At 64.0% G+C, this 21,436-nt stretch carries 23 protein-coding genes; 12 read left to right on the top strand and 11 right to left on the bottom strand.

Annotated features, from left to right (window positions below; all coding sequences use genetic code 11):
• Nucleotides 1-3: 3 nt before the first annotated feature.
• A complete protein-coding gene (locus BTN82_RS27595; protein WP_075122186.1) occupies nucleotides 4-207 on the bottom strand; it encodes a twin transmembrane helix small protein in 204 nt (67 codons plus the stop codon).
• Nucleotides 208-276: 69 nt separating this feature from the next.
• On the opposite strand from BTN82_RS27595, the gene BTN82_RS27590 reads away from it, so the two are divergent.
• Genes BTN82_RS27590 through BTN82_RS27570 form a run of 5 tightly spaced genes read left to right on the top strand, consistent with a single transcriptional unit; the run spans nucleotide 277 to nucleotide 4,185 of the window.
• Nucleotides 277-1,017, top strand: coding sequence for an SURF1 family protein (locus BTN82_RS27590; RefSeq protein WP_075122185.1), 741 nt, complete (start codon nucleotides 277-279; stop codon nucleotides 1,015-1,017).
• Nucleotides 983-1,576, top strand: coding sequence for a hypothetical protein (locus BTN82_RS27585; RefSeq protein ID WP_075122184.1), 594 nt, complete (start codon nucleotides 983-985; stop codon nucleotides 1,574-1,576). Before BTN82_RS27590 ends, BTN82_RS27585 begins: the two co-directional genes overlap by 35 nt.
• A 10-nt stretch (nucleotides 1,577-1,586) precedes the next feature.
• Nucleotides 1,587-2,666, top strand: coding sequence for a COX15/CtaA family protein (locus BTN82_RS27580; protein WP_075122183.1), 1,080 nt, complete (start codon nucleotides 1,587-1,589; stop codon nucleotides 2,664-2,666).
• Nucleotides 2,654-3,553: a heme o synthase gene (gene cyoE / locus BTN82_RS27575; protein WP_075122182.1), complete on the top strand. Its 900-nt coding sequence runs from the start codon at nucleotides 2,654-2,656 to the stop codon at nucleotides 3,551-3,553. Before BTN82_RS27580 ends, cyoE begins: the two co-directional genes overlap by 13 nt.
• Nucleotides 3,550-4,185: an SCO family protein gene (locus BTN82_RS27570; protein ID WP_075122181.1), complete on the top strand. Its 636-nt coding sequence runs from the start codon at nucleotides 3,550-3,552 to the stop codon at nucleotides 4,183-4,185. The genes cyoE and BTN82_RS27570 overlap by 4 nt, the downstream gene beginning before the upstream one ends.
• 303 nt (nucleotides 4,186-4,488) lie before the next feature.
• Here the strand turns inward: BTN82_RS27570 and BTN82_RS27565 are convergent, their stop codons facing one another.
• From BTN82_RS27565 to zur, 7 genes are all read right to left on the bottom strand, one after another.
• Complete coding sequence (locus BTN82_RS27565; protein ID WP_075122180.1) at nucleotides 4,489-5,262, bottom strand: MetQ/NlpA family ABC transporter substrate-binding protein; 774 nt, start codon at nucleotides 5,260-5,262, stop codon at nucleotides 4,489-4,491.
• 55 nt (nucleotides 5,263-5,317) lie between these two features.
• The gene (locus BTN82_RS27560) at nucleotides 5,318-5,992 is read right to left on the bottom strand and encodes a methionine ABC transporter permease (protein WP_044460444.1); all 675 of its coding nucleotides are present in this window, start codon (nucleotides 5,990-5,992) and stop codon (nucleotides 5,318-5,320) included.
• The gene (locus tag BTN82_RS27555) at nucleotides 5,992-6,999 is read right to left on the bottom strand and encodes a methionine ABC transporter ATP-binding protein (protein ID WP_075122179.1); all 1,008 of its coding nucleotides are present in this window, start codon (nucleotides 6,997-6,999) and stop codon (nucleotides 5,992-5,994) included. Before BTN82_RS27555 ends, BTN82_RS27560 begins: the two co-directional genes overlap by 1 nt.
• Nucleotides 7,000-7,239: 240 nt before the next feature.
• Entirely contained in the window at nucleotides 7,240-7,953 is a 714-nt protein-coding gene (locus BTN82_RS27550) for a PA5502 family lipoprotein (protein ID WP_075122178.1), read from the bottom strand.
• Between the two features lie 37 nt (nucleotides 7,954-7,990).
• A complete protein-coding gene (gene znuB / locus BTN82_RS27545; protein ID WP_075122177.1) occupies nucleotides 7,991-8,779 on the bottom strand; it encodes a zinc ABC transporter permease subunit ZnuB in 789 nt (262 codons plus the stop codon).
• The gene (gene znuC, locus BTN82_RS27540) at nucleotides 8,772-9,557 is read right to left on the bottom strand and encodes a zinc ABC transporter ATP-binding protein ZnuC (protein ID WP_075122176.1); all 786 of its coding nucleotides are present in this window, start codon (nucleotides 9,555-9,557) and stop codon (nucleotides 8,772-8,774) included. Before znuC ends, znuB begins: the two co-directional genes overlap by 8 nt.
• On the bottom strand, nucleotides 9,557-10,039 hold the full coding sequence (zur, locus tag BTN82_RS27535) for a zinc uptake transcriptional repressor Zur (RefSeq protein WP_075122175.1): 483 nt from the start codon (nucleotides 10,037-10,039) through the stop codon (nucleotides 9,557-9,559). The genes znuC and zur overlap by 1 nt, the downstream gene beginning before the upstream one ends.
• A gap of 57 nt (nucleotides 10,040-10,096) precedes the next feature.
• On the opposite strand from zur, the gene znuA reads away from it, so the two are divergent.
• Nucleotides 10,097-11,026: a zinc ABC transporter substrate-binding protein ZnuA gene (znuA, locus tag BTN82_RS27530; protein ID WP_075122174.1), complete on the top strand. Its 930-nt coding sequence runs from the start codon at nucleotides 10,097-10,099 to the stop codon at nucleotides 11,024-11,026.
• An 82-nt stretch (nucleotides 11,027-11,108) separates the two neighbouring features.
• On the opposite strand, the gene BTN82_RS27525 is transcribed toward znuA, so the two are convergent.
• Both BTN82_RS27525 and BTN82_RS27520 read right to left on the bottom strand, forming a co-directional pair.
• Nucleotides 11,109-12,059, bottom strand: coding sequence for a homoserine kinase (locus BTN82_RS27525; protein ID WP_075122173.1), 951 nt, complete (start codon nucleotides 12,057-12,059; stop codon nucleotides 11,109-11,111).
• A 64-nt stretch (nucleotides 12,060-12,123) separates the two neighbouring features.
• Complete coding sequence (locus BTN82_RS27520; protein WP_075122172.1) at nucleotides 12,124-12,411, bottom strand: DUF2782 domain-containing protein; 288 nt, start codon at nucleotides 12,409-12,411, stop codon at nucleotides 12,124-12,126.
• A 74-nt stretch (nucleotides 12,412-12,485) separates the two neighbouring features.
• Here BTN82_RS27520 and polA point away from each other — a divergent pair, with 74 nt between their 5' ends.
• Nucleotides 12,486-15,293 (top strand): DNA polymerase I, encoded by a 2,808-nt coding sequence (polA, locus tag BTN82_RS27515; RefSeq protein WP_075122171.1) that lies wholly within the window; start codon nucleotides 12,486-12,488, stop codon nucleotides 15,291-15,293.
• A 412-nt stretch (nucleotides 15,294-15,705) separates the two neighbouring features.
• Here polA and yihA read toward each other — a convergent pair whose 3' ends face one another.
• The gene (gene yihA / locus BTN82_RS27510; protein WP_075122170.1) at nucleotides 15,706-16,347 is read right to left on the bottom strand and encodes a ribosome biogenesis GTP-binding protein YihA/YsxC; all 642 of its coding nucleotides are present in this window, start codon (nucleotides 16,345-16,347) and stop codon (nucleotides 15,706-15,708) included.
• Between the two features lie 191 nt (nucleotides 16,348-16,538).
• On the opposite strand from yihA, the gene BTN82_RS27505 reads away from it, so the two are divergent.
• The 5 genes from BTN82_RS27505 (at nucleotide 16,539) to BTN82_RS27485 (ending at nucleotide 21,372) form a co-directional block, all read left to right on the top strand.
• Nucleotides 16,539-16,829, top strand: coding sequence for a c-type cytochrome (locus BTN82_RS27505; protein ID WP_075122169.1), 291 nt, complete (start codon nucleotides 16,539-16,541; stop codon nucleotides 16,827-16,829).
• 45 nt (nucleotides 16,830-16,874) lie between these two features.
• Entirely contained in the window at nucleotides 16,875-17,480 is a 606-nt protein-coding gene (locus BTN82_RS27500; RefSeq protein ID WP_075122168.1) for a c-type cytochrome, read from the top strand.
• Nucleotides 17,481-17,673: 193 nt separating this feature from the next.
• On the top strand, nucleotides 17,674-18,303 hold the full coding sequence (locus BTN82_RS27495; protein WP_075122167.1) for a thiol:disulfide interchange protein DsbA/DsbL: 630 nt from the start codon (nucleotides 17,674-17,676) through the stop codon (nucleotides 18,301-18,303).
• A gap of 13 nt (nucleotides 18,304-18,316) precedes the next feature.
• Nucleotides 18,317-19,195 (top strand): endonuclease/exonuclease/phosphatase family protein, encoded by an 879-nt coding sequence (locus BTN82_RS27490; RefSeq protein WP_075122166.1) that lies wholly within the window; start codon nucleotides 18,317-18,319, stop codon nucleotides 19,193-19,195.
• Complete coding sequence (locus BTN82_RS27485) at nucleotides 19,192-21,372, top strand: GGDEF domain-containing protein (RefSeq protein ID WP_075122165.1); 2,181 nt, start codon at nucleotides 19,192-19,194, stop codon at nucleotides 21,370-21,372. The genes BTN82_RS27490 and BTN82_RS27485 overlap by 4 nt, the downstream gene beginning before the upstream one ends.
• The last annotated feature ends 64 nt before the right edge of the window (nucleotides 21,373-21,436 follow it).

Here is a 21,436-nt window from a genome sequence, read left to right as displayed (position 1 = left end):
GGGTTACCAGGGGGCGTGCGACACCAGCTGGCCGCTGAAGAAGCCCCAGGCGATCAGGCCGACGGTGATCGCGGCCAGGCACACACGGATGGTCAGCGAGGTGAGCAGGCGCCGGGAGCTGCTGTCGTCCTTGACCAGAAAGAACAGGCCGCTGAACAGGCTGACGAGCGTGGCGATCAACATCAGGACGATGGCCGCTTTAAGCATGGTGGGCTCCGGGGGAAACGCGATGCGCTTGAGTATAGCCAGTCGATCTCGCCACTTTCTGGCGTTGCCATGAACGGATTTCGCCCGGGCGTGCTGCCGACCCTGGTGGTGCTGACGCTGCTGCCGGTGCTGGTGGCGCTGGGTTTCTGGCAGCTGGGCCGCGGCGAGCAGAAGCGCGAGCTGCTGGCCAGCTACGCCGAACGCCGGGCTGCCGAGCCGCTGAGCGTGGAGCAATTGCAGGCCGCCGCCGACCCGGCGTTTCGCCGGGTGCGGCTGCACGGCCAACTCGATGCGGCCCATAGCCTGCTGCTGGACAACCGCCTGCACGACGGCAAGGTTGGGGTCGAGCTGCTGCAACCCTTTCTCGACCAGGCCAGCGGCCAGTGGCTGCTGCTCAATCGCGGCTGGCTGCCCTGGCCGGACCGGCGCACGCCGCCGGCGTTCAGCACTCCGGAACAGGCGCTGGACCTCGACGCCTGGGTCTACGTCGCCCCCGGCGCGGCCTTCCAGTTGCATGCCGACCCGGCGAACGCCCAGTGGCCGCGGCTGGTGACCGCGGTCGCCCCGATCAAGCTGTGGAGCGAGCTGGGGCGCGCCGGCTTTGCCTACGAGCTGCGCCAGGAGCGCGGCCCGGGTGCCTACATGACCGAATGGCCGGTGGTGGCCATGGGGCCGGAAAAACACCTGGGCTATGCCGTGCAGTGGTTCGCCATGGCGCTGGCCCTGTGCGCTTTGTACCTCTATCTCGGATGGCATAACGCAAGGGAGAAAAACCATGGGAGCGGCCATGAATCCACCCAACATTTCTGAGGCTCCGGCGCCCGCTGATCGGCGCCGTGGGCGCTGGCAGCTGCTGCTGATCGTCGCGGTGGTGATCGGCCCGATGATCCTCGCCACCGGCATGTACAAGTTGCAGTTCTGGGTGCCGGACAGCCGCAGCTACCACGGCGAGATGATCGGCAACGGCCAGGGCCGCGCCGACATCGGCGTACAGGCCGACGAGACGCGCTGGCAGATCCTGGTCACCGCGCCTCGCGATTGCGCCGTGGATTGCCAGCAGCTGGTGTACCTGGCGCGGCAGATCCAGATCGCCCTGGGCCGCGACGCCTCGCGGGCCAGCCATGCCCTGGCCGCCGCCCAGCCGCTGAGCGACGAATACGCCGCTCGGTTGCAACGCGAGTACCCGCAGTTGCAACGCTACCCGCTGGACCCGGCGGCCTTCGCCAAGGGCGCCAACGACCAGGGCGCGCCGCAGCTGTGGATCGTCGACCCGCACGGCAACCTGGTGCTGCGCTACGACGCTCGGGTCAAGGGCAAGGACTTGCTCAACGACCTGCGCCACCTGCTGAAACTGTCGAACATCGGATAGGGGCACCGTCATGGCCAAACCCGGATTTCGCCTCGCCCTGTTCGCCACCTTGCTGGCGCTGATCGTGGTGCTGCTCGGCGCCTACACCCGGCTGACCCACGCCGGCCTCGGCTGCCCGGACTGGCCGGGTTGCTACGGCTTTATCAGCGTGCCGAAAAGCGAAGCCCAACTGGCCCATGCCGAACTGCATTTTCCCGACACCCCGGTGGAAGCCCACAAGGGCTGGAACGAGATGATCCACCGCTATTTCGCCGGCACCCTGGGCCTGTTGATCGTGCTGTTGGCGGCCCGTTCCTGGAGCCATCGGCACCACCCGGGGCAGCCGCTGAAGCTGCCGCTGTTCCTGTTGTCGGTGGTGTTCGCCCAGGCCTTGTTCGGCATGTGGACGGTGACCCTCAAGCTGTGGCCGCAGGTGGTCACCGCGCACCTGCTGGGCGGCTTCGCCACCTTGAGCCTGCTGTTCTTGCTGACGCTGCGGCTGTCCGGAGTCCTGCCGGCGCTGGTGGTACCGCGGCGCCTGCAATACTGGGCCACGGCGGCGCTGGTGCTGGTGATCGGGCAGATCGCCCTCGGCGGCTGGGTCAGTTCCAACTACGCGGCGGTGGCCTGCATCGACCTGCCGACTTGCCACGGCCAATGGTGGCCGGCGGCGGATTTCGCCAACGGCTTCCACCTGACCCAGCACATCGGCCCCAACTACCTGGGCGGGCAGCTCGACAGCGATGCGCGCACCGCCATCCACCTGACCCATCGCATCGGCGCGCTGCTGGTGACCCTGGTGCTGCTCGGCCTGGCCTGGCAACTGAAACACGTGGGCATGACCCGCCTCGCCGGGCTGGTGCTGGTGGCGCTGGCGGCGCAAGTCGGCCTGGGCATCAGCAATGTGCTGTTCCATCTGCCGCTGCCGGTGGCCGTGGCGCACAACGCCGGCGGCGCGGCGCTGCTGCTGACCATGGTGCTGGTCAACTATCACGCCCGCACCAGCCTGGTCCGTGCTCGTTCGCACCTGCCGCTGGGCTGGCGCCTGAGCCCGCGCAGGCATGCGGCCGGGCCCATCACCATTAAAGGAGAAATGCCATGGCGACTCTGATCGGCGAACGTCACGCCCAGGCGATCTGGCGTGACTACCTGGAGCTGACCAAACCCAAGGTGGTGGTGCTGATGCTCATCACCTCGCTGGTGGGCATGTTCCTCGCTACCCGCGCCGGGGTGCCGTGGACGGTGCTGGTGTTCGGCAACCTGGGCATCGCCCTGTGCGCGGGCGCGGCCGCGGCGGTGAACCATGTGGTGGACCGGCGGATCGACGCGGTCATGGCGCGCACCCACAAGCGCCCGCTGGCCGAAGGCCGGGTCTCGCCGCTGGCGGCGCTGGCGTTCGCCCTGCTGCTGGCCATCGCCGGGCAGGCCTTGCTGTTGGCCTTCACCAACCCGGCGACCGCCTGGCTGACCCTGGCGTCGCTGCTCGGTTATGCGGTGATCTACACCGGTTTCCTCAAGCGCGCGACGCCGCAGAACATTGTCATCGGCGGCCTGGCCGGCGCCGCGCCGCCGCTGTTGGGCTGGGTCGCGGTGACCGGGCATGTGACCGCCGAACCGCTGCTGCTGGTACTGATCATCTTCGCCTGGACCCCGCCGCATTTCTGGGCCCTGGCCATCCACCGCAAGGAGGAATACGCCAAGGCCGATATCCCGATGCTGCCGGTGACCCACGGCGAGCACTACACCAAGGTGCATATCCTGCTCTACACCTTCGCCCTGCTGGCGGTCAGCCTGCTGCCCTATGCGATCCACATGAGCGGCCTGCTCTACCTGATCTGTGCCCTGGGCCTGGGCGCGCGCTTTCTGCAATGGGCCTGGGTGCTGTACCGTGGCAGTCGGCCGCATGCGGCGATCGACACCTTCAAGTACTCTATTTATTACTTGTTCCTGCTGTTTATCGCCCTGCTCGTAGACCATTACCTATTGTTGAACCTATGACTCGAACTCAGAAAACCGTCTTTATTCTCGTGGCGCTGGTGGCCCTGGTGCTGGGGCTTACCGTCAACAAAGTGCTGAGCGGCAAGAACCAGGGCGACCCCACCGCGCTGATTGACGCCGGGATCATCCTGCTGCCGCAAAGCCGTAACCTGCCGGACGTGAAAATGACCGACCAGGAAGGCCAGCCGGTGGTGCTCGACGAACTCAAGGGCAAGTGGAGCCTGCTGTTCTTCGGCTACACCTTCTGCCCGGACATCTGCCCGACCACCCTCGCCCAGCTGCGCCAGATCAAGAGCGAACTGCCCAAGGAGGCGGTGGACCAGTTGCAGGTGGTGCTGGTCAGCGTCGACCCCAACCGCGACACGCCGCAGCAGCTGAAACAGTACCTGGGCTACTTCGACAAGGACTTCAAGGGCCTGACCGCGACCTCGGTGCAAGACGTGCAGAAACTCGCCAACGCGGTGAGCATCCCGTTCATCCCGGCCGATACCAGCAAGCCCAACTACACCGTCGACCACAGCGGCAACCTCGCGGTGATCGGCCCGGACGGCACCCAGCGCGGCTTCATCCGCGCCCCGCTGAACAACCAGAAGCTGGTGGCCCAGCTGCCGGTGATGCTGCAGCGTAAATAACGACCTCTTTGTAGGAGCGAGCTTGCTCGCGAAAAGATCGTCGACGATGACGCCGTATAGCGAGATGAATCACCGCTTTGCGGCTATTGCGAGCAAGCTCGCTCCTACAGGTGATGGATCAGATTCCTGTAGCCGCTGCCGCAGGCTGCGATCGGGCGCGAAGCGACCGTAAACCAGGCGACCGCGTTCTGCCCTACGCACCGCGTTGGCAGGTTTATCGCTTGCGGCAGCGGCTATAGGGCGGGTGGAAACTGAAACGAAACGGGGCGCCCTGAGGCGCCCCGTTTGTATGGGTGCGATCGATCAGAACGCCGGCACTACCGCGCCCTGGTACTTCTCGAGAATGAATTGCTTCACTTCCTGGCTGTGCAGGGCGGCCACCAGTTTCTTCATGGCGTCCGAGTCCTTGTCGTCAGGACGGGCCACCAGGATGTTCACGTAAGGCGAGTCCTTGCCTTCGATCACCAGGGCGTCCTTGGCCGGGTCCAGCTTGGCCTCCAGGGCGTAGTTGGTGTTGATCAGCGCCAGGTCGACCTGGGTCAGCACGCGCGGGATGGTCGCGGCTTCCAGTTCGCGGAATTTCAGGTCCTTGGCGTTCTCGGTGATGTCCTTGACCGTGGACAGGATGTTGTTGGCGTCCTTGAGCTTGATCACCCCGGCCTTGGCCAGCAGGAGCAAGGCACGGCCGCCGTTGGTGGCGTCGTTGGGGATCACCACGGTGGCGCCGCCCGGCAGTTCTTCGAGCTTCTTGAACTTGTTGGAGTAGGCGCCCAGCGGCTCCAGGTGCACGCCGGCGACGCTCACCAGGTGAGTGCCCTTGGCCTTGTTGAACTCATCCAGGTACGGCTGGTGCTGGAAGAAGTTGGCGTCCAGGCGCTTTTCGGCGACTTGCACGTTCGGCTGGATGTAGTCGGTGAAGACCTTGACCTTCAGGTCCACGCCTTCCTTGGCCAGCGCCGGCTTCACGAATTCGAGGATCTCGGCGTGAGGCACCGGAGTGGCGGCCACGGTCAGGGTGTCAGCGGCGTGCGCGGAAAACGCGGCAACGGCGGCGAAAGCGACGAGTAGTTTTTTCATCCAGCTAGCTCCTTGTGAGGCGCCCGGTGCCGGACGCCCGCCGGCCAGGGCCGACTTATTTTCGGGAAAAGTGCACCACCAGCTTGTCGCCGACGGTTTGCAGAACTTGAACCAGCACCAGCAACAGCACCACGGTCACCACCATCACATCGGTCTGGAAACGCTGGTAGCCGAAGCGGATCGCCAGGTCGCCGAGACCGCCCGCGCCCACTACGCCCGCCATGGCGGTGTAGGAAACAAGGGTAATCGCCGTCACGGTAATGGCCGCGAAAATGCCCGGACGGGCTTCCGGCAGCAAGGCATTGGTGATGATCTGCCGGGTGCTCGCGCCCATGGACTGGGTGGCCTCGATGATGCCGCGGTCCACTTCGCGCAGGGCGGTTTCCACCAGGCGGGCGAAGAACGGCGTGGCGCCGACCACCAGCGGCGGGATCGCCCCGGCGACGCCCAGCGAGGTGCCGGTGATCAGCACGGTGAACGGAATCATCACGATCAGCAGGATGATGAACGGCAGCGAGCGCAGGATATTCACCAGCAGCGACAGCAGGGCGTAGAGGCCCTTCTGCTCCAGCAACTGGCGCGGGCTGCAGAGGAACAGCAGCACACCCAGGGGCAGGCCCAGCAGCACGGTGAACAGCAGCGAGCCGCCGAGCATCAGCAGGGTGTCGCCGGTGGCCAGCCAGATTTCGTACCAGTCGATATTGGCGAAGAAACTTGTCAGCAGTTCCATTAGCGCAGCACCTCCATGTGGACATCCGCCGCGCTGAAGTGGGCGAACGCCGCCTCCATGTCGCCGCCGGTGATGGCCAGGGTCAGTTGCCCGTAAGGGACGTCTTTGATGCGGTCGATACGGCCGGCGAGGATGCTGTAGTCCACCCCGGTTTCGCGGGCCACGGTGCCCAGCAGCGGCGCGTAGGTGGCGTCGCCCTGGAAGGTCAGGCGCACGATGCGGCCCGGTACGTGGGCGAAGTCGTCGCGCTGTTCGCTTTCGTCGACCTGCTCGTCCTCCTGGACGAAACGCTTGGTGGTCGGGTGCTTGGGATGCAGGAACACCTCGGCCACCGAACCCTGTTCGACGATAGTCCCCGCGTCCATCACCGCCACCTGGTCGCAGACGCGACGGATCACGTCCATTTCATGGGTGATCAGCACGATGGTCAGTTTCAGCTCGCGGTTGATCTCGGCCAGCAGTTGCAGGACCGACGCGGTGGTTTGCGGGTCCAGGGCGCTGGTGGCCTCGTCGCACAGCAGGATCTTCGGCTGGGTCGCCAGGGCGCGGGCGATGCCGACGCGCTGTTTCTGCCCGCCGGACAGCTGGGCCGGGTACTTTTTCGCGTGATCGGACAGGCCGACCCGCGCCAGCAGCTCGGCGACGCGCCGGTCGATCTCGCCGCGCGACAGTTCGCCGGCCAGGGTCAGCGGCAGCGCGACGTTGTCGGCCACGGTCTTGGAGGCCAGCAGGTTGAAGTGCTGGAAGATCATCCCGACCTGCTGGCGGAAGCGGCGCAGGCCGTTGGCGTCCAGGGCGGTGACTTCTTCGTTGTCGACGATGATCTTTCCGCCGCTGGGGTTTTCCAGGCGGTTGATCAGGCGCAGCAGGGTGCTTTTACCCGCGCCGGAATGGCCGATCAGGCCGAAGACCTGGCCATTTTCGACCGTAAGACTGGTCGGATGCAGCGCGGGAATATCCTTACCGGCGACCCGGTAAGTTTTATGGACGTTTTGAAACTCGATCACGTAGCGAACCTTGTGGGGCGCGTTGGAAAAGGATCAGCGGTTAGCCGGGCGCGCATTTTAGCCTGTCCGTATAGAGGTTCTTAGCATTTATTTTGTATTCATCCTTCGATTTGGCAATAACGCGATCAAAGGTCATACACAAGGACGGGCTGGAAACGAGGAGGGGGATGGATATCGCGAGCAAGCTCGTTCCCACAGGACGACGGGGTCGTGCAGGAGCGAGCTTGCTCGCGATCAGCGTCATTGGATCTTGCGCGGGCTCAACACCATCTGGGCCGGGATGTGGCGCAGGATCTGCCGTTCGATCTGCAGGTCGAACTCGCCGTCGAGCTTCTTCACCCGCTTGCTCAGCAGGGTCTTCAGCCAAGGGAAGTCCTCGGTGCGCGGGGCCTGGATGCTCACGGCGCACTGATAATTCACCACATCGGCGGCGATCGCGTCGAGTTGCCGGCGCAGTTGCTTGATATCGGTGAGGTTCAGCGCAACGGTGGTGCTTTCGGCGGCCGGGTCGATCAGCTTGGCCGGCGGCCGGGCTTCGGCGGCCTTGAGCGCCGCTTCGGCTTTTTCCAACTCGGCTTTGCGGGCCTGGGTGATGGCGCCGTTGACGCCGCCGGTCAGGGCCGGTGCCTTGGGCATCAACGCACGGGCACGGCTCAGGGCGGTGGCGGCGGCATTGACGTCGCCCTTTTGCAGCACGATCTGGCTGCGCTGCAGATAGGCTTCGGCCAGCTGGCGCTGGTAAGGCTCCAACTGCGGGTCGTTGGGCGACTGGGCCTGCAAGGCGCTCAGCTGGTCTTCGGCGGTGGCCAGTTCGCTGCTGGCGATATTTTGTTGCAGCTGCGCGATGGCCGTGGCCCGGGCGTCCGGGACTTCGGCTGGCGGCGTGCTCTGGCAGGCGCCCAGCAGCAGGGAAAATGCGACAAGGAGCAGATAACGGGAGGCGAACGGCTTCATTCCTGCGACTCTCTAATTGCGCAAAAAGCGAGCAAGTCTACACCCCTCGACGGGGCAGAACAAAACTCAGCAGAAACAAGGCGGCGGCCGTGACCACAATCGACGGACCCGCCGGGGTGTCCTTGAACCACGACAACGCCAGCCCGCCGCAGACCGCGAGCATGCCCAGCAGGCTCGCGCCCAGGGCCATCTGCTCCGGGGAGCGGGCGTGACGCTGGGCCGCGGCGGCGGGAATGATCAGCAGCGAAGTGATCAGCAACACCCCGACGATTTTCATCGCGACCGCGATCACCACCGCGATCAGCAGCATCAACGCCAGGCGCAGCGAAGCCACCGGCAAACCTTCGACCTTGGCCAGCTCTTCGTGCACGGTGATCGCCAGCAGCGGTCGCCACAAGGCCACCAACAGCAGCAGGACCGCGGCGCTGCCGCCGAGAATCCACGCCAGGTCGCCGGGGCTGATCGCCAGCAGGTCGCCGAACAGATAGGCCATCAGGTCGATCCGCACGTCATGCATGAAGCTTAGTACCACCAGGCCGAGGGAGAGCGTGCTCGGGGCGAGAATCCCCAGCAGCGTGTCGGAAGCCAGCGGCTGGCGCTGTTGCAGGGTGACCAGCAGCACCGCCAGCAGCAGGCAGCCGACGGTCACCGCCACCGCCGGGCTGACATCCAACAGAAAACCCAGGGCCACGCCGAGCAGCGCGGCATGGGACAGGGTGTCGCCAAAGTAGGCCATGCGCCGCCAGACCACGAAGGAGCCCAGGGGACCAGCCACCAGCGCCAGGGCCAGGCCTGCGAGCAGGGCGTAGAGCAGAAAATCAGCCATGCTTGCAGCTATCTCCGTGAACATGAACGTGACCGGCCGCGGCCCCGGTGACTACCGAGCCGTGCAGGTCGTGGGCGTGGTCGTGATGGTGGTGGTAGATCGCCAGGCTGGGCGCGTTCTGGCCGAACAACTCGACGAACGCCGGGTCGCCGCTGACCTGTTCCGGGTGGCCGGAGCAGCAGACGTGGCGGTTGAGGCAGACCACCTGGTCGGTGGTACTCATGACCAGGTGCAGGTCGTGGGAAACCATCAGCACGCCGCAGCCATGGCGGTCGCGCAGGCGCGTGATCAGGCTGTACAGCTCGGCCTGGCCGGCCACGTCCACGCCTTGCACCGGCTCGTCGAGCACCAGCAGTTCCGGTTCGCGCAGCAGGGCACGGGCCAGCAGCACGCGCTGCATCTCGCCCCCGGAAATGCTTTGCACCGGGCTGTCGATCACCTGTTCGGCGCCGACTTCCTTCAGCGCGGCGAGTGCGGCCGCGCGGTCCACGCCTGGCACCAGGCGCAAAAAGCGCAGCACCGACAGCGGCAAGGTGGGGTCGACGTGCAGTTTCTGCGGCATGTAGCCGACCCGCAGTTTCGGCTTGCGCCAGACGCTGCCGCTGTCGGGCTTGAGCAGGCCGAGCACGGCGCGTACCAGGGTGGTCTTGCCGGCGCCGTTGGGCCCGATCAGGGTGACGATCTGCCCCGGCTCGACGCTGAGCTGGATATTGTCCAGCACGGCCTGCCCGGCAAAGGTCACCGCGACTTGATCGAGGCGGATCAAGGCTGTGCTCATCAAGCCCCCTGGCAGCCCGCGCAGAGGCCGATCACTTCGACGGTCTGGCCTTCGACGACAAAACCGACGTCGTGCGCGCTGCTGATGATCGCATCGCTGATGGATTTCTGTTCAAGCTCGATGGCGGCGTGGCACGCGCGGCAGATCAGGAACTGGCCCTGGTGCGCGTGCTCCGGGTGGTTGCAGCCGACGAAGGCGTTGAGCGAGGCGATGCGGTGCACCAGACCGTTTTCCAGGAGGAAATCCAGGGCGCGGTACACGGTTGGCGGCGCGGCGCGGCGGCCGTCCTGCTCGCTGAGCACGGCGAGGATGTCGTAGGCACCCAGCGGCTTGTGGCTTTGCCAGACCAGCTCCAGTACCCGCCGACGCAGGGCGGTCAGGCGCAGGCCTTGGCGTGCGCACAAGACATCGGCCTCGGACAGCGCGCTGTGCACGCAGTGAGAGTGGTCGTGGGGGCGACTGGCGAGGGGAGTTTTAGGCATGGGCGGCGACGATCATTGTGAGAGACGTTATTATGTTACCCGTTCTCGCCTCTTCGAGTGGTCATCGTGTCCCGACTTTTTACCCTTTTTGTCGCTTTTACCACCAGTTTGTTCGTGATCGGCTCGGCCCAGGCCGAAGTCCGGGTCCTGACCAGCATCAAGCCCCTGCAATTGATCGCCGCCGCCGTACAGGATGGCGTTGCCGTGCCCGAGGTATTGCTGCCGCCCGGTGCTTCGCCGCACAACTATGCGCTGCGCCCGTCCGACGTGCGCAAGGTGCAGTCGGTGGAGCTGCTGTACTGGATCGGCCCGGACATGGAAAGCTTCCTGCCGCGGGTCCTCAAGGGACGCACGCAGTCGTCGGTGGCGGTGCAGGACTTGCCGGGTTTGAAACTTCGCCGTTTCGCCGAAGATAACCACTCCCACGCCGAAGAAGCTGACGAGCACGACCACGATCACCGCCCAGGCAGCCTCGATGCCCACCTGTGGTTGTCGCCGGTCAACGCCCGGGTCATCGCCGACCGCATGGCGGCCGACCTCGCTGCGGCGGACCCGGCCAATGCCGCGCGTTACCAGAGCAACGCCCAGGCCTTCGACAAACGCCTGGATGCTCTGGACGCGCGCCTGAAAACCCGCCTGGCACCTATCGCCGGCAAGCCGTACTTCGTCTTCCACGAAGCCTTCGATTACTTTGAGGACGCCTATGGCCTCAAGCACGCGGGCGTGTTCAGCGTGGCGGCCGAGGTGCAGCCGGGGGCGCAGCACGTGGCGGCGATGCGCAAGCGCTTGCAGGAAGTCGGCAAGACCTGTGTGTTCAGCGAGCCGCCGCTGCGTCCGCGCCTGGCCGAAACCCTGGTGGCCGGGTTGCCGGTGAAGTTGGCCGAACTCGATGCGTTGGGTGGCTACACCCCGGCTAGCGCGCAGGGTTATGAGCAAGTCCTGGAAAAGCTGGGCAACGATCTGGCGGGCTGCCTGGAGTCGTTGTAACTGTCGCTGACGCTATCGCGGGCAAGCCTCGCTCCTACAGAGCAGCATTGAACCTGTAGGAGCGAGCTTGCTCGCGATGCTGTTAAAGGGCGAACGGCAACGGTGCGCTGACCTGCTGACGCTGGGCCAGGCGCAGTTGGAATTCCATCGGATCGTGAATCAGCACATCCTGCCCGGCGAACGACTCGGCGGCGATCAGGCGCGACAGCCAGAAGCGCACGCAGGCCACCCGCAGCATGGTCGGCCACAGCTCGGCTTCGGCCGCGGTAAACGGACGCAGCGCCGCATAGGCGCCCAGCAGCGCCCGGGCACGCGGGCCGTCGAGCAGGCCGTCGGCGTCGGAACACCAGTCGTTCAGGGCGATGGCCACGTCGTACAGCATCGGTCCGGAACAGGCGTTGTAGAAGTCGATCAACCCGGTCAGGTGCGTGCCTTCGAACATCGCGTTGTCGCGGAACAGGTCAGCGTGGATGTTGGCCCGCGGCAGCGCGAGGATTTTTGTCTTCTGCTCGGCGATTTCGTCCAGCGCCCGTTGCAGCAGGTCCCGCGCCTGGGCGTCGAGATGGGAGAGCATCTGCGCGCCCTCTTCCTGCATCCAGTCCAGCCCGCGATCGGTCTTGCGCTTGATCATGTTGTCCCGGGTGGCCAGGTGCAGATGGCCGAGCAGCTCACCGACCTGGGCGCAATGCTGGGCGTTGGCGTCCTTGATGTGCTTGCCGGCCAGGCGCGGTTGCAGCAGCGCCGGTTTGCCGGCCAGTTCGCGCAGGGCTACGCCGTCGGTGGTGCGCAGTGCGTAAGGCACTGGCAGGTCGGCGTCGTGGAGCACGTCCAGCAGTTCGATGAAGAACGGCATTTCCTGGACCGGGCCGCGTTCGACCAGGGTCAGGACGAACTCGCCCTGTTCCAGGCTGATGAAGAAATTGGTGTTTTCGCTACCAGCGGCAATCCCCTGGAAGTCAAGCAGGCGGCCGAGCCCGTAAGGGGCGAGAAAGGTTTCCAGCTCGGGCCGAGCCAGGGGGGTAAACACAGACATGGTTCAAAGCTGCCAGTACGAGGGCGCTGCTGTCGAGCCAGCGCCGAGTGAAGTTAGGAGCGGTTTACCACTCGAAAATTTTCCATGACGGAATCAGCATATCCGGCTGGTCCGAACGGATGAAGTTGCCATCGGAACCGTCGGCGCGCACCAGAAAGTAGGGTTTGCCGCCCTTCGGTGTGACCTTGATGGCGTACAGGAAACCGTTTTGCCGGTACTCCTGGATGGTCTTGTCGCCTTCCGTGCGAATGGTCACTTCCGGATCCGCCGACGGCGCATCCTCCGCCGCAATCACGGCCATCGGTACGATTGCAATCAGGCCGGCCAGCAGCAAGCGATTTAGTGTACGCATGATAACCTTGTCCCTTTGTCGTCAACGGTCCCGCTATTCTAGCGCCGGACCCGCCGAAAAGGTTGATCCTGCTCATGAGCCAAGCCCCCCTCGTCCTGGTGGACGGTTCGTCCTACCTGTACCGCGCCTTCCACGCGCTGCCACCTCTGACCACTTCCAAAGGCCTGCCGACCGGCGCGGTCAAGGGCGTGCTGAACATGCTCAAGAGCCTGCGCAAGCAGTACCCGGACAGCCCGTTCGCGGTGGTGTTCGACGCCAAGGGCGGAACCTTCCGCGACGACATGTACGCTGAGTACAAGGCCAACCGCCCGAGCATGCCCGACGATATGCGGGTGCAGATCGAGCCGCTGCACGCCAGCGTGATCGCCCTGGGTTTTCCGCTATTGTGCGTCGAAGGCGTCGAGGCGGACGATGTGATCGGCACCCTGGCCCGCAGCAGCGCCGCCGCCGACCGACCAGTGGTGATCTCCACCGGCGACAAGGACATGGCGCAGCTGGTGGATGGGCACATTACGCTGGTCAACACCATGTCCGGTAGCAGCATGGACGTGGAAGGCGTGAAGGAGAAATTCGGCGTCGCTCCCGAGCAGATCATCGATTACCTGGCGCTGATGGGCGACTCTTCCGACAACATTCCCGGCGTGCCGGGCATCGGTCCCAAGACGGCGTCCGGCCTGCTGGTCGGGGTGAACGGCGGCCTGAACGAGCTGTATGCGCAGCTCGATATCGTGCCGAGCCTGCCGATCCGCGGCGCCAAGACCCTGCCGGCCAAGCTCGAAGAGCACAAGGAAATGGCCTTCCTTTCCTATCAGCTGGCGACCATCAAGGTCGATGTGCCGCTGGACGTCGGCCTGGACGACCTGCACCTGGGCGAGCCGGATCGCGACAAGCTGGCCGAGCTGTACAGCCTGCTGGAGTTCAAGAGCTGGCTCGACGAGTTGCAGCGCGACGCCAAGCGCCTTGAGCTGAGCGCCGCCGAGGTAGCCGAGCCGGCGGGTGACCTGTTCGCGGTCGTCGAAGCCGAGGCAGTGGCGCCGGAAGTGATCGAGGCGCGGTACGAAACCATCCTCGACCAGGCGCGTTTCGACGTCTGGCTGGAGAAACTGCGCAACGCCAAGCTGTTCGCCTTCGATACCGAAACCACCGGCATCGACGCGCAGCAGGCGCAGCTCGTGGGGTTGTCCTTCGCCGTGCAGGCCCACGAAGCGGCTTATGTTCCGCTGACCCACTCCTACATCGGCGCGCCGGAGCAGTTGGATCGCGATAGCGTGCTACGGGCGCTGAAGCCGCTGCTGGAAGACCCGGACAAACTCAAGGTCGGCCAGCACGCCAAATTCGACATGAACATCCTGGCCAACTGCGCCATTGGCGGCGATCAAGCCAACGGCATCACGGTGCGCGGCGTGGCCTTCGATACCATGCTCGAATCCTATGTGCTCAATTCCACGGCCACCCGCCACGACATGGACAGCCTGGCGCAGAAGTACCTGGACCACACCACCGTGAGTTTCCAGGACATCGCCGGCAAGGGCGCCAAGCAGCTGACGTTCGACCAGATCGCTCTCGAACAGGCCGGGCCTTATGCCGCCGAGGACGCCGACGTGACCCTGCGCCTGCATCAGGTGTTGCATGCCAAGCTGGCTGCGATCCCGAGCCTGGCCTGCGTGCTCAGCGACATCGAAATGCCGGTGGTGCCGGTGCTGGCGCGGATCGAGCGCCAGGGCGCGCTGGTCGATGCCGACCTGCTGGGCGTGCAGAGCATCGAGCTGGGCGACAAGATGGTGGCGCTGGAGCGTGAAGCCTTCGAGATCGCCGGCGAAGAATTCAACCTGGGCTCGCCCAAGCAGTTGGGGGGGATTCTCTACGAGAAGCTCGGCCTGCCGGTGTTGAAGAAGACCGCCAAAGGCCAGCCGTCCACCGCCGAAGAGGTGCTGGCCAAGCTGGCCGAGGACGACTACCCGCTGCCCAAGGTACTGATGCAGTACCGCTCCATGAGCAAGCTCAAGAGCACCTACACCGATCGTCTGCCAGAGCAGATCAACCCGCGTACCGGGCGCATCCACACCTCCTATCACCAGGCGGTGGCGTCGACCGGGCGCTTGTCCTCCAGCGATCCGAACCTGCAGAACATTCCGGTGCGTACCGCCGAAGGTCGGCGCATCCGCCAGGCCTTTATCGCGCCGCCCGGCTACAAGCTGCTGGCGGCGGACTATTCGCAGATCGAGCTGCGGATCATGGCGCACCTGTCCCGCGACGAAGGCTTGATGAATGCCTTCCGCAATAACCTCGACGTGCACACCGCCACGGCGGCCGAAGTGTTCAAGGTCGAGCTCAAGGACGTCAGTTCCGAGCAGCGCCGTAGTGCCAAGGCGATCAACTTCGGCCTGATCTATGGCATGGGCGCGCAGAAGCTCGGCAAGGACATCGGCGTCGATACCAAGACCGCCAAGGCTTATATCGACACCTACTTTGCTCGTTACCCCGGTGTGCGCGAATACATGGACCGCACCCGCGCCCAGGCCGCAGACCAGGGCTATGTGGAAACCCTGTTCGGGCGTCGCTTGTACCTGCCGGAGATCAACTCCAACAAGCCGCAGGAGCGCGCCGGCGCCGAGCGTACGGCGATCAACGCGCCGATGCAGGGCACCGCGGCCGACATCATCAAGAAAGCCATGGTGGCGGTGGACAACTGGCTGGAGAGCTCGGGCCTGGACGCCAAAGTCATCCTGCAAGTACACGACGAACTGGTGCTGGAAGTGCGCGAGGACCTGGTGGACCAGGTGCGCAACGAGATTCGCGACTACATGAGCAAGGCCGCGACCCTGGACGTGCCGCTGCTGGTCGAAGTCGGGGTGGGCAGCAACTGGGACGAGGCCCACTAAGGAGAAATTACTGTCGTTTTGCCGCGGCATGGTGTCGCGGCAAAAGCTGGCGAAGGGCTATTAGCACGGAAACTTTCATCGGCTATTGCCAATAGTTTTTGCAACCCGCCGGAACTTAATCGGTCCAAGCCCACTCAGAGTTACTGAATGGCTGGTGAAGCCCTTCGATGCTCCTATGTTGTGTTAAGTGTTGGCAGATATCTGGACCCCGCCCTAGCGGTCCGGAACTTGGACCCCGAACTTCCCCTCCCCATACGAAGTCCGGGGTTTTTTTTGCCCCAAAACTGCCTGTGATGCGTTCATGCTGCGTTAAAAACCGGCGGGAAATGCTCATTTAGGTCCCTAAACTCCGCTTTCCCGCCGGTTTTTGCCTTGCCTGACCGCACCACAGACAGTTTTATGCGTGCCTCTCTCAGGCTTCGGTTTCCGCGTCTTTGTTTGCCAGTTCCATCCAGCCGGCCAGGACGGTGTAGGCCTCTTCCAGGCCCATGCGCTTGGGGGCCGAGAATAGTTGAATGGTGACGTTGTCGCCCCAGCCTTTGCGGATCTGCGACTGCACTTTGAGCAAGGTGTTCTTGGCCGCGCCGTAGGTCAGTTTGTCGGCCTTGGTCAAAAGGACGTGCATCGGCATGCCGCTGGCAACAGCCCAGTCGAGCATCAGCAGGTCGAAATCGGTCATCGGATGGCGGATGTCCATCATCAGGATCAACCCTTTCAAACTCTCGCGGCTGCCCAGGTAAGCCTCCAGGTGACGCTGCCAGTGTTGCTTGAGCGGGATCGGTACTTTTGCATAACCGTAGCCCGGCAGGTCGACCAGTCGGCGATCGTCGTCTAGCTTGAAGAAATTCAACAGCTGCGTGCGGCCCGGGGTTTTCGAGGTGCGTGCCAGGCTGGCATGGGTCAGGGTATTCAGGGCGCTGGACTTACCGGCGTTGGAACGCCCGGCGAAGGCCACTTCAAAGCCTTCGTCATCAGGGCATTGATCGACTTTGGCGGCGCTGAGCATGAAAGTGGACTGTTGGCACAGACCAAGAATGGGGTTTTTCAGTTGCATGGGATTTCCGATAGGGGCGGTGCCGGGAGTGGACGCGGCGAGCGGTGTCGTTTCCGTTTCAGTGACGCCAGTATATAATGCCGCAGATTTTGTGTGCGCTTTGTCCCAGCGTAGGATGAAGTTCACGAGAGCGATAGACCTTGATTGCGCATTAGAACGCAGCACGCTCTCAACCCTGAAAAGGTCGTTTTATGACGAAATGGCTGCTAGCTCCCGGTCTCTTGATACCGCTTTACAGCGCTCAGGCTACACAGGATCCGGAAGCTGTGTACAACCGTGTTTGTGGGGCCTGTCATTCCGGCCAACTACCAACGGCCCCCCGCAAGGGAGACCAGGGAGCTTGGGCGCCGAGACTGGCGCAAGGTATGGAGACGCTGGTGCAACACGTGACCCAGGGTTTCAAGGCGATGCCGCCGCGTGGTTTGTGCATGGACTGCAGTGCCGAGGATTACCAAGCCATCATCCTTTGGATGAGCGAGTGATCCCGGTCCATAACTCTTAACCCTTAGCCGTAGTTGGATTAGCTGATGAACAAATTACTCGTGAGTCTGCTGTTGACCTTGGGCATCACAGGTGTCGCCCATGCTGCAGGCGACGCTGCTGCCGGTCAGGCGAAAGCCGCAGTATGTGGCGCTTGCCACGGTCCGGATGGGAACAGCATGGCGCCTAACTTTCCAAAGCTGGCGGGTCAGGGTGAGCGTTACCTGAACAAGCAGTTGCACGACATCAAGTCCGGCAAGCGCCAGGTATTGGAAATGACCGGCTTGCTGACCAACCTGAGCGATCAGGACCTGGCCGACCTCTCCGCCTATTTCGCCAGCCAGAAAGGCAGCGTCGGCGCGGCAGACCCGAAAGTCGTGGCGCGCGGCGAAGAGTTGTTCCGTGGTGGCAAGCTGGATCAAGGCATGCCTTCCTGCACCGGTTGCCACTCGCCAAGCGGTACGGGTAACGCCGCTGCCGGCTTCCCGCACCTGGGCGGCCAACACGCCCAGTACGTTGCCAAGCAGTTGACCGACTTCCGCGAAGGCAACCGCACCAACGACGGCGACAGCATGATCATGCGCAGCATCGCCGCCAAGCTGAGCAACAAGGACATCGAAGCCGTATCCAGCTACATCCAGGGCCTGCACTGAGGCCGGCAATCATGTTGCGAAAGGGTCTGTCCCGCGCAACGTTAATGATTGATTAATCTGTCGATGAAAGCATAAAGGGTGGCCCAGGCCGCCCTTTTTTATGGCGTCTGCCGCTACACTAGCGAACTCAAGCCCGCCATGACCTGTCTGTCGACAGGCCGCGCGAGGCGACCTACTTGTCCAGGAGTAAAGCATGCGTAATCTGATTCTCAGCGCCGCTCTCGTCACCGCCAGCCTGTTTGGCGTGACCGCTCAAGCCGCCGAGCCCCTTGAAGCCGGTAAACAATACGTTGAGCTGAGCAGCGCCGTTCCGGTTGCGGTGCCTGGCAAGATCGAAGTGGTCGAGCTGTTCTGGTATGGCTGCCCTCACTGCTACGCCTTCGAGCCGACCATCAACCCATGGGTTGAGAAGCTGCCGGCCGACGTCAACTTCGTGCGTATCCCGGCCATGTTCGGCGGTATCTGGAACGTGCACGGCCAACTGTTCATCACCCTGGAAACCATGGGAGTCGAGCACAAGGTCCACAAAGCGGTATTCGAAGCCATCCACGGCGGCAAGAAACTCGCGTCCCCAGAAGAAATGGCCGAGTTCCTGGCCGGCGAAGGCGTCGACAAGGACAAGTTCCTGAGCACCTACAATTCGTTCGCCGTCAAAGGCAAGGTCGAGGAAGCGAAGAAGAAGGCCCAGGCTTATCAGATCTCCGGCGTACCGACCATGGTCGTCAACGGCAAGTACCGCTTCGACCTGGGTACCGCTGGTGGTCCTGAAGGTGCCCTGAGCGTTGCCGACCAGCTGATCGCCAAAGAGCGAGCGGCCAAGTAAGCGAGCCCCTGCCATGCGACGTTGGGGTACGGAGCGCATCGTTGGCCTGCATGATCCGCGGGTCAACGAGCATCATGTAGCATCCTCCGGCCTGCCGGCAGACAGCCGTCTGCGGCTGCTCAGTTTCAATATCCAGGTCGGTATCAGTACCGAACGTTATCGGCATTACCTGACCCGTGGCTGGCAGCACCTGCTGCCGCACAACGGGCGCGCCGACAATCTGCAAAAGATCGGCGATCTGCTGGGCGACTTCGACCTCGTCGCCCTGCAGGAGGCCGATGGCGGCAGCCTGCGCTCGGGCTACGTCAACCAGGTCGAACACCTGGCCCAGCTCGGCGCCTTCCCCTACTGGTATCAACAGCTCAATCGCAACCTTGGCCGCCTGGCCCAGCACAGTAATGGCGTGCTCAGCCGCCTGCGTCCCTGGGCGATCGAAGATCATCCGTTGCCAGGCCCCAAGGGCCGCGGGGCGATCCTCGTGCGCTTCGGCGACGGGCCCGAGGCACTGGTGGTGGTGATGATGCACCTGGCCCTGGGCGCGCGTACCCGCACCCGGCAACTGGCGTATATCCGCGAGATGATCGGCGGCTACAAGCACCAGGTGCTGATGGGCGACATGAATACCCATGCCAGCGACCTGCTGGAACATTCGCCGTTGCGCGACCTCGGTTTGCTGGCTCCGCAACTGGAAGCGACGTTTCCCAGCTGGCGCCCGCAACGCTGTCTTGATCATATTTTGCTCAGCCCCAGCCTGACGCTGGAACGGGTCGAGGTTCTGGCCCAACCGATTTCCGATCACCTGCCGGTCGCGGTAGAGATTCGTCTGCCGGGTTCGCTCACGGCCGATGCATTGCCCGCGTTGAGTCCTGCCCCTCGCGGATCCCATGAATGAGCGACGACGCCCAGCGCTGGAAAGAGAAATACCTCAAGAGTATCGAGCAACAGGAAAAGCTCGAGCGGCGCTGGAACGCTCGTCTCGACCTGCTTCGCCGTGGCCTGGTGCGCAGTACGCTGGCGGCCGAGGGCACTGACCGGGCTGTCGACCAGTGCATGAAGGAAATGCGCGAGGTGGTGCGCAGCGACGATATGGACGCGGCCCTGGCCGCCCTGCTGCCGCGCCTGGAAAAAGCCGTGCTGGACTCCGAGCAGCGCCGCGAAACCCGTGTCGAGCAAATGAGCACTGCGCTGACCTCGCTGGTCAGCCAGTTGCAGAAGTTGCCGTTGCCGCGCGAGGTCAGTCGGCCACTGAAAAGTTTTGCCAAGCAGTTGGACGGTCGCGTTGGCCAAGCCCGCGAGATTCCGCTATTGCTGAGTGAGTTGAGCGGCCTGCAGAACAAGGCGCTGAGCCAGCTGGAAAGCCCCACGGAACCGAACCGCCCAGGCTTGCTGCAACGTCTGTTCGGCGGTCGCGAGGGTGACGACGCGTCGGCATCGATCGACGCCGAGCTGCCGGTGGCGGCGCCGAGCCCGGCTCCGGTTCAGCCGCCGCCCGCTGTTGAACCGGCTCCGGTGGCCGCGCCAGCATCCCGTAGCGAGGCTGCGCCCGTGCGCCCGCCCGCGGAGCCGTTACCGGCGTCCGCGCCGGTGCAGGAGAAAGCCGCTGCTGTTGTCAGTCAGCGGCTCGAACCGCAGCCGGAAGCCGTTCCTGAGAAGTCTGCCGCTGCCCAGGTCGCAACCTATGTACAGCCGGTATTGGAACGCGAAGAAGCTATCGCTGAGCCGACGCAGCAGGCCCCAGATTCGCCAGCACCAGCACCAGCACCAGCACCAGCACCAGCACCAGCACCGACAGCCGTCTCCGAGCCTGTCGAGGCCTTGCCGCCCACCGTTGTGGAAGCAGCGTCCGTCGCCGCCCCTTCCAACCCGGACGAGTGGGTCGTCGTTGCCCCCACCGAGATGGCCCCGGCGCCGGTGTTGCTGGACCGCCTGCCGTTGCCGGCGGCCATGGCCGAGGCGTTGGCGGCGATCAATCCGCAGCAGGTCGGGGATGTGCTGTATGCCCTGCCCGACTCGCCGGAGCCGTCCTACAGCTCGGTGGCCAAGCATATCGAGCACACCCTGCTCGGCCTGCTGGACGACCTGAGTTTGCCGGAACGGCATCGGCCGCAAGCCGAGTCGATGCGCGATCGATTGCAACATGGGTTGAACTGGTATGAATTGCTGCCGATCCTCGACGATCTGGCGGTGTTGATGCTGGCAATCACCGACAGCGGCCAGCATGAGTTCGAGGCTTATCTCAAGCAACTCAATGAGCGCCTGGAATCGTTCCAGAGCAACCTGCAGGCCGCCAGCGAGGGTCACGCCGACAGCCATTCGGCGGCGCGGGAGATGGATACGCAAATCCGCGAACAGGTCGATGGCCTGCAAAGCAGCATGCAGGAGGCGGCCGACCTGGACGATCTCAAGCAGGTGCTGGAAAGCCACCTGGAAGGCCTGCTTGGCACCATGGACCTGCACCAGAAGCAGCGTGACGAACGCGAGAAGGAAGTGGCCGGCCGTCTGCAGAGCCTGGTCGAGCGTGTGTCGAGCATGGAACAGGAAGCCCAGGGCTACCGCGAGCATTTGGAAGAGCAGCGGCAGAAAGCGCTGATCGATCCCCTGACCGGCCTGCCCAATCGCGCGGCCTGGAGTGAGCGCCTGGAGCAGGAAGTGGCCCAGTGGCAGCAGCATGGCAACACTTTGCTGCTGGCGATGCTCGACCTCGATCACTTCAAGAGCATCAACGACAACTATGGCCACCTGGCCGGCGACAAGGTGCTGAAGATCATTGCCGGGGTGCTGCGCAAGCGCCTGCGCGGCAGCGATTTCATTGCGCGTTTCGGCGGTGAAGAGTTTGTCCTGCTGATGCCCGATACCGCATGGCCCGTCGGGGCGCGTCTGGCGGAAACGCTGCGGGCGGCGATCGAGGCCTGTCCGTTCCACTTCAAGGGCGAGCGCGTGACGATCACCATGTCCATCGGCATGGCTGCGTTCAAGCCGGGAGAACGCAGCGAACTGGTGCTTAAAAGAGCCGATCAGGCGCTTTACCGGGCCAAGGATGCCGGGCGTAACCGGGTGGAACTGGGCTGACGGCTATTTTGTTCCATTTTTGTACAAACCGGTGCTTTTGCCGGTTTTCCGCGAAGGCAGTACG

The organism is Pseudomonas chlororaphis, from assembly GCF_001921865.1.
GTDB lineage: Bacteria > Pseudomonadota > Gammaproteobacteria > Pseudomonadales > Pseudomonadaceae > Aquipseudomonas > Aquipseudomonas chlororaphis_D.
The sequence above is the reverse complement of the archived record's forward strand: the minus strand, read 5'-3'. Positions and strand labels throughout refer to the sequence as shown.

What these genes read in the sequence shown, in the direction of transcription:
- BTN82_RS27595 (WP_075122186.1), bottom strand. Translation starts at nt 207, where the DNA reads ATGCTTAAAGCGGCCATCGTCCTGATGTTGATCGCCACGCTCGTCAGC.
- BTN82_RS27590 (WP_075122185.1), top strand. Translation starts at nt 277, where the DNA reads ATGAACGGATTTCGCCCGGGCGTGCTGCCGACCCTGGTGGTGCTGACG.
- BTN82_RS27585 (WP_075122184.1), top strand. Translation starts at nt 983, where the DNA reads ATGGGAGCGGCCATGAATCCACCCAACATTTCTGAGGCTCCGGCGCCC.
- BTN82_RS27580 (WP_075122183.1), top strand. Translation starts at nt 1,587, where the DNA reads ATGGCCAAACCCGGATTTCGCCTCGCCCTGTTCGCCACCTTGCTGGCG.
- cyoE (WP_075122182.1), top strand. Translation starts at nt 2,654, where the DNA reads ATGGCGACTCTGATCGGCGAACGTCACGCCCAGGCGATCTGGCGTGAC.
- BTN82_RS27570 (WP_075122181.1), top strand. Translation starts at nt 3,550, where the DNA reads ATGACTCGAACTCAGAAAACCGTCTTTATTCTCGTGGCGCTGGTGGCC.
- BTN82_RS27565 (WP_075122180.1), bottom strand. Translation starts at nt 5,262, where the DNA reads ATGAAAAAACTACTCGTCGCTTTCGCCGCCGTTGCCGCGTTTTCCGCG.
- BTN82_RS27560 (WP_044460444.1), bottom strand. Translation starts at nt 5,992, where the DNA reads ATGGAACTGCTGACAAGTTTCTTCGCCAATATCGACTGGTACGAAATC.
- BTN82_RS27550 (WP_075122178.1), bottom strand. Translation starts at nt 7,953, where the DNA reads ATGAAGCCGTTCGCCTCCCGTTATCTGCTCCTTGTCGCATTTTCCCTG.
- znuB (WP_075122177.1), bottom strand. Translation starts at nt 8,779, where the DNA reads ATGGCTGATTTTCTGCTCTACGCCCTGCTCGCAGGCCTGGCCCTGGCG.
- znuC (WP_075122176.1), bottom strand. Translation starts at nt 9,557, where the DNA reads ATGAGCACAGCCTTGATCCGCCTCGATCAAGTCGCGGTGACCTTTGCC.
- zur (WP_075122175.1), bottom strand. Translation starts at nt 10,039, where the DNA reads ATGCCTAAAACTCCCCTCGCCAGTCGCCCCCACGACCACTCTCACTGC.
- BTN82_RS27525 (WP_075122173.1), bottom strand. Translation starts at nt 12,059, where the DNA reads ATGTCTGTGTTTACCCCCCTGGCTCGGCCCGAGCTGGAAACCTTTCTC.
- BTN82_RS27520 (WP_075122172.1), bottom strand. Translation starts at nt 12,411, where the DNA reads ATGCGTACACTAAATCGCTTGCTGCTGGCCGGCCTGATTGCAATCGTA.
- polA (WP_075122171.1), top strand. Translation starts at nt 12,486, where the DNA reads ATGAGCCAAGCCCCCCTCGTCCTGGTGGACGGTTCGTCCTACCTGTAC.
- yihA (WP_075122170.1), bottom strand. Translation starts at nt 16,347, where the DNA reads ATGCAACTGAAAAACCCCATTCTTGGTCTGTGCCAACAGTCCACTTTC.
- BTN82_RS27505 (WP_075122169.1), top strand. Translation starts at nt 16,539, where the DNA reads ATGACGAAATGGCTGCTAGCTCCCGGTCTCTTGATACCGCTTTACAGC.
- BTN82_RS27500 (WP_075122168.1), top strand. Translation starts at nt 16,875, where the DNA reads ATGAACAAATTACTCGTGAGTCTGCTGTTGACCTTGGGCATCACAGGT.
- BTN82_RS27495 (WP_075122167.1), top strand. Translation starts at nt 17,674, where the DNA reads ATGCGTAATCTGATTCTCAGCGCCGCTCTCGTCACCGCCAGCCTGTTT.
- BTN82_RS27490 (WP_075122166.1), top strand. Translation starts at nt 18,317, where the DNA reads ATGCGACGTTGGGGTACGGAGCGCATCGTTGGCCTGCATGATCCGCGG.
- BTN82_RS27485 (WP_075122165.1), top strand. Translation starts at nt 19,192, where the DNA reads ATGAGCGACGACGCCCAGCGCTGGAAAGAGAAATACCTCAAGAGTATC.